The following is a 6,245-nucleotide window of genomic DNA, read 5'->3' on the forward strand; positions in this document are numbered from 1 at the left end:
GTGATGATGACAAAGCCGATCGAGACTTCGTAGCTCACCATCTGCGCCGCAGAGCGCAACGCGGCGAGGAACGGGTATTTCGAGTTCGACGACCAGCCGGCCATGATGATGCCGTAGATCGACAGCGAGGAGATCGCGAAGATGTAGAGAATTCCGACATTGATGTCGGAGATCACCCAGCCGAGATTGGTCGGGATCACGGCCCAGGCGGCTAGCGCAAGCACGCAGGAGACAAGCGGCGCGAGCAGGAACACGCCCTTGTTGGCGCCGGCCGGAATGATCGGCTCCTTCAGCACGAACTTCAGAAGGTCGGCAAAGGACTGGAACAGGCCCCAGGGTCCGACCACGTTCGGGCCACGGCGGATTTGCACCGCCGCCCAGATCTTGCGGTCGGCCAGCAGGATGTAGGCGATCGCGATCAGGAGCACGACGAGCAGCAACAGGCTCTCGGCGACCATGATGATCAGCGGCCAAAGGGTACTGGTCCAGAATTCGGCCATCGCTTCACTCCGCTGCCGTCAGCATGTGCCCGTGGGCAAGCCGCGAGCACTCCGCCATGACGGCGGACGCGCGCGCAATCGGGTTCGTCAGGTAAAAGTCTTCGACGACGGTCTTGAATGGCGCCTTCTCGACCTCGCCGCCACCGCCGGCGAGCGTCTTCAGATCGGCCGCGTTGCCTGCCTCGATCTGGTCAAGCCGCATCAGATGCGGCGCCACCTTGAACATCGACTGCCGCAAGGCCGCCAGCGAGTCATAGGGCAGCTTCTTACCCAGCACTTCCGACAGCGCGCGAATGATCGCCCAGTCCTCGCGGGCTTCGCCCGGCGGGAAGCCGGCGCGGTTGGCCATCTGCACCCTGCCCTCGGTATTGACGAAAATGCCGGACTTCTCGGTGTAGGCCGCACCCGGCAGGATCACGTCGGCGCGGTGCGCGCCGGCATCGCCGTGGGTGCCGATGTAGACCACGAACGTGCCGTCCGGCACTTTCACCTCGTCGGCACCCAACAAAAACAGCACATCGAGCGTCCCGAACGTCGTCATTTGCGCCTGGTTCAGGCCACCCGCACCCGCGGCAAAGCCGACGTCGAGCGCGCCGACGCGGGAAGCCGTGTTCTGCAACACGGCAAAGCCGTTCCAGCCGTCCTTCACTGCGCCTACGTCCAGCGCGAGCTTGGCGGCTTTCGCCAGCACCGCCGCGCCGTCATGCCGCGAAAACGCGTCGGCACCGACCAGCACGATCGGATTCTTTGCGTCCTTCAAGACCTCGGCAAAGGAATGCTTGCCGCTGGCGATATCCGCAAGCGAGTCCATGCCGGCGCCGATATAGTCATGCGCATAGATCAGATCGTTCTTGGCGCCGATGACGCCGATCTTGAGCTGGCCGGTGCGCCAGCGCTTGCGGATGCGCGCGTTGAGCACGGCGGCTTCCTTGCGCGGGTTCGAACCCACGATCAAAAGCGCGTCGGCCTGGTCGATGCCGGCAATGGTCGGATTGAAGATGTAGGACGCCCGTCCAGCCTTGGGATCGAAGGCATCGCCGCCCTGGACCGCGAGATTGACCGAACCGAACTTCGCCAGCAGTTCCTTGAGCGCGAACATCTCCTCGACCGCGGCGAGATCGCCTGATATGGCGCCGATCCGCTTGCCGTCGGTGCGCGACATTTTCGCTGCGATCGCCGCGAAGGCCTGTTGCCACGAGGCGGCGCGAAGCTGGCCGTTTTCGCGGATATAGGGGCGGTCGAGCCGCTGCGTCCGCAGGCCATCGACGATGTGGCGGGTCTTGTCCGAGATCCATTCCTCGTTCACCGCCTCATTGACGCGCGGCAGAATGCGCATCACTTCACGGCCGCGGGTGTCGATGCGGATCGCCGAGCCAACGCCATCCATCACGTCGATCGACTGGGTCTTGCCGAGCTCCCACGGCCGCGCCGCGAAGGCGTAGGGCTTGGAGGTCAGCGCGCCTACGGGGCAGATGTCGACAAGATTGCCCTGCAACTCCGAGGTCAGCGCGCTCTCCAGATAGGTCGTGATCTCCATGTCCTCGCCGCGGCCGGTCGCCCCCATTTCCGGCGCGCCACACACCTCGGCGGAGAACCGAACACAGCGCGTGCACTGAATGCAGCGGTTCATCGAGGTCTTGACCAGCGCGCCGAGATACTTGTCCTCGACCGCGCGCTTGTTTTCGGCAAAGCGCGAGGTATCAACGCCATAGCCCATCGCCTGGTCCTGCAGATCGCATTCCCCGCCCTGGTCGCAGATCGGGCAATCCAGCGGGTGATTGATCAGCAGGAACTCCATCACGCCTTCGCGCGCCTTCTTCACCATCGGCGAACGGGTCGAGATTTCCGGCGGTTCGCCCTTCGGGCCCGGACGGCAATCGCGCACGCCCCAGGCGCAGCTCGCCACGGGCTTCGGGCCGCCCTTCACCTCGACGAGGCACATCCGGCAATTGCCGGCAATCGAAAGCCGTTCGTGGTAGCAGAAGCGCGGAATTTCGGCGCCCGCGGCCTCGCACGCCTGCAGCAGCGTGTATTCGGCGGGCACATCGATTTCTTTGCCATCGACAATGAGTTTGGTCATTGCTGTCTCAAGTCTTTCCCAGCTTGCAGTCCGGCGGCATGACGCTGGCGGTTGTGAAGGATTTCCTCACCCAGTCCTGGGTGACGGTGCCGTAGGTCGCGAGATAGGCCGGTTCGGCCTGGATCTTCTCGCAGAGAAACGGCAAATGCGGCTTCAGGTCGTAATTGCACGAAGCAAGCCATTCGCGCTGATCGGAAAAGGCGCCGAAAGCTTCCTCGCAGGCATAGAGGAAATAAGAGACAAAGCTCTCGTACTGCACCAGCGTGTCGCGGCCGGCTGCCTTGATCGCCGCGTAATCGGGCGCGGCGAACCTCGGATTCTTGAACGCAAGATCGGTATAGCCGAGGAACGCCTGCCGCGCGGCGGACGCGCGGTTGTTGGAGCGGATCTCGCTGATCTGGAACAGGATCGCCACAAAGCCGAGCAGCGCAACGGTCGCCTGCGCCATCTGCGCCAGCGTCCCGAACTTCTGCCAGAATGTAGCGGGCAGCGCCATCAATCCTACTCCGCCGCGACCATATGAGCGGGATCGAGCACGCCCTGATCGTCGAGATCCGCCTTGTGTGAATATTGATCGATCCGTTCCTCGATCTCATGCCGGAAATGCGCAATCAGGCCCTGGATCGGCCAGGCGGCGGCATCGCCGAGCGCGCAGATCGTGTGACCCTCGACCTGCTTGGTGACTTCGAGCAACATGTCGATCTCGCGCTTGTGGGCGCGGCCTTCGGCCATGCGCGTCAAGACGCGCCACATCCACCCCGTGCCTTCGCGGCACGGCGTGCACTGGCCGCAGCTTTCATGCTTGTAGAAATAGGAGATGCGCGCGATAGCCCGAATAAGGTCGGTCGACTTGTCCATTACGATCACGGCCGCGGTGCCGAGCCCCGAGCGCAGCTTGCCGAGGCTGTCGAAATCCATCGGCGTGTCGATGATCTGATCGGCCGGCACCATGCGCACCGACGAGCCGCCCGGAATGACGGCCTTCAGATTGTCCCAGCCGCCGCGGATGCCGCCGCAATGCTTCTCGATCAACTCGCGGAACGGAATGCCCATCGCCTCTTCGACGTTGCAGGGGCGGTTCACATGGCCGGAGACGCAAAACAGCTTGGTGCCGACATTGTTCGGCCGGCCGATTGCGGCAAACCAGGATGCGCCACGCCGCAGGATATCGGGCGCCACCGCGATCGACTCGACGTTGTTAACCGTGGTCGGACAGCCGAACAGGCCGACATTGGCCGGGAACGGCGGCTTCAGCCGCGGCTGGCCCTTCTTGCCTTCGAGGCTTTCTAGCAGTGCGGTCTCTTCGCCGCAGATATAGGCGCCGGCGCCATGGGTGACGTAGAGATCGAACGGCCAGCCATTGACGTTGTCCTTGCCGATCAGCTTCGCCTCATAGGCCTGATCGACCGCGGCCTGCAGATGCTCGCGCTCGCGGATGAACTCGCCGCGGACGTAGATGTAGCAGGCATGCGCCCCCATCGCGAAACTGGCGAGCAGGCATCCCTCGACCAGAAGATGCGGGTCGTGCCGCATGATCTCGCGGTCCTTGCAGGTGCCGGGCTCGGACTCGTCCGCGTTGACGACGAGATAGCTCGGACGGCCGTCCTTGGATTCCTTGGGCATAAAGGACCACTTCATGCCGGTCGGAAATCCCGCCCCGCCGCGGCCACGCAGGCCCGACGCCTTCATCTCGTTGATGATCCAGTCGCGCCCCTTGTCGATGATCGCCTTGGTGCCATCCCAGGCGCCACGACGCCGCGCACCCTCGAGGCCCCAGTCATGCAGGCCATAAAGGTTTTTGAAGATGCGATCCTTGTCCTCGAGCATCAGGTGATATCCTTCAGCGTGGTCGGTCCGCCGACAGGCGCGGAGAATTGACGGTCGATCTGCGGGCCCGGCTTTGGCGGATTGCCGGAGGCAAAGCCATCGAGCACCTTGCCAAAGCTTTCCTTGGTCAGATCCTCATAGGTGTCCTTCCAGATCAGCACCATCGGCGCGTTCACGCAGGCGCCGAGACACTCGACCTCTTCCCAAGAAAAATTGCCGTCCTTCGAGAGCTGGAAGGGATCGTGATGGATGCGGCTCTGGCAGACTTCGATCAGATCGCCTGCGCCGCGCAACCGGCACGGCGTCGTGCCGCACACCTGGACATGCGCTTTCTTGCCGACCGGCTGAAGCTGGAACATCGTGTAGAAGGTCGCGACCTCCAGTACGCGGATATAGGGCATGTCGAGCAGGTCAGCGACCGCGCGGATAGCGGCTTCCGAAACCCACCCCTCATGCTGTTCCTGAACCCGCCACAAGATCGAGATCACCGCCGAGGCCTGGCGGCCTTCGGGATATTTGGCGATCTGCTTCTTGGCCCACTCCAGATTTTCCGGCGTGAACGTAAAGCTTGCGGGCTGAACTTCCTTCGGTGCAAGGCGGCGAACGGACATGGTGCTCAGTCTCTCATTGCATGCGGCGCGTGGTGCTGGCGTTCAGGGCGTTGATCCGCTCCTGCCAGAACGCGCTGGACGTGCCGAAAACGTTGTAGCCGATGTTGCTGGAAACCTTGATGCGATCGAGGATCGAAAGCTCGTTCAGGGTTTCAAGACGATCCGAGCGGGGATCGTAGACGATGAGTTTCAGCGGCGTCTGCTCGAGGATATAGCGCGACACGGTGTGGTCGGGATCGTTGCCGTGTTCCTCGCAAATGATCACGCTGTCGCCCGCGAGCAGTTTCGTGCCGCCCTTGATGGCGTCGATCTCGACGCCCTCGACGTCGAGCTTGATGATGTATTTGCCGCCGGGCGCGATCTTGCCGTCGTCCAGGAGATCATCGAGTGCCATGACCGGCACTTCTTCGCCACGATCGGCACTGCCGGCGATGCTGAACGCCTCGTGTTTGGTCCCGGACAGCCGCGCCGTGCCCTTGGTGGCGCCAATGGCGCATTTCATGGTCTCGAAACGATTGCCGTTGACGCGGGCATTGTTGGCGAGCTTGGAAAAGTTATCCGACGACGGCTCGACCGCGATCGCGCGGTGCGCGCCGAACGGCTTGCTCGTCACCAGCACCGACCAGTAGCCGTAATTGGCGCCGCAATCGAGCAGCGTGTAGTCGACGTCGCGCGAATGGCGGAACAGCAGCTCGAGTTCGTCTTCGTAGCTGTACGAGCGATTGAGCAGCTTGCTCCAGTAGCCGTCGCCATAGGGAAACTCGAACGTCGCATCCTCGTTCAGTTTGATCGCGATGTTGCGCTCCGGCAGCGTCTTGCGCAGCAGATTGGCGCAGCCATTGTAGCCGCGATGCGAGAAGTGCGAGGATATTTTCGATCCCGTCGCCAGCGCCAGCGCAGCAGTCCGCTCCCACAGGTTGGCCCCTTCCAGGGCGCCTGAGGCGCGGTCGAACTGGATGGGCGGTGGCGCAATCACCGATCGACCTCTCCGAACACGATATCGAGCGAGCCGAGAATGGCGGAGACGTCGGCCAGCAGATGGCCTCTGCAGATGAAGTCCATCGCCTGCAGATGCGCAAAACCCGGCGCGCGGATCTTGCACTTGTAGGGCTTGTTGGAGCCGTCGGCGACGAGATAGACGCCGAACTCGCCCTTGGGCGCTTCGACCGCCGCATAGACTTCACCGGCCGGCACGTGGAAGCCTTCGGTGTAGAGCTTGAAGTGATG

The 6,245-nt window shown here is 62.9% G+C and carries 6 protein-coding genes and 1 pseudogene; all 7 read right to left on the reverse strand.

The window, feature by feature from the left end:
* Positions 1–500: NADH-quinone oxidoreductase subunit H (locus VFL62_RS24965; RefSeq protein ID WP_325175063.1), on the reverse strand; the 500-nt coding region annotated here is incomplete at its 3' end.
* 4 nt (positions 501–504) lie between these two features.
* Positions 505–2,580, reverse strand: a complete 2,076-nt coding sequence (gene nuoG / locus VFL62_RS24970) for an NADH-quinone oxidoreductase subunit NuoG (protein WP_325175064.1) — start codon at positions 2,578–2,580, stop codon at positions 505–507.
* Positions 2,581–2,587: 7 nt separating this feature from the next.
* Entirely contained in the window at positions 2,588–3,076 is a 489-nt protein-coding gene (locus VFL62_RS24975; protein ID WP_325175065.1) for a hypothetical protein, read from the reverse strand.
* Between the two features lie 5 nt (positions 3,077–3,081).
* On the reverse strand, positions 3,082–4,407 hold the full coding sequence (gene nuoF / locus VFL62_RS24980; RefSeq protein WP_325175066.1) for an NADH-quinone oxidoreductase subunit NuoF: 1,326 nt from the start codon (positions 4,405–4,407) through the stop codon (positions 3,082–3,084).
* On the reverse strand, positions 4,407–5,018 hold the full coding sequence (gene nuoE, locus VFL62_RS24985) for an NADH-quinone oxidoreductase subunit NuoE (protein WP_325175067.1): 612 nt from the start codon (positions 5,016–5,018) through the stop codon (positions 4,407–4,409). The genes nuoF and nuoE overlap by 1 nt, the downstream gene beginning before the upstream one ends.
* A gap of 13 nt (positions 5,019–5,031) precedes the next feature.
* Positions 5,032–5,991, reverse strand: coding sequence for an FkbM family methyltransferase (locus tag VFL62_RS24990; RefSeq protein WP_325175068.1), 960 nt, complete (start codon positions 5,989–5,991; stop codon positions 5,032–5,034).
* Positions 5,991–6,245: pseudogene (locus VFL62_RS24995) on the reverse strand (NADH-quinone oxidoreductase subunit D); the annotation flags it as partial. The pseudogene VFL62_RS24995 and the gene VFL62_RS24990, both read right to left, overlap by 1 nt.

The sequence above is a fragment of the Bradyrhizobium sp. genome, from assembly GCF_035701725.1.
Classification (GTDB): Bacteria; Pseudomonadota; Alphaproteobacteria; order Rhizobiales; family Xanthobacteraceae; genus Bradyrhizobium.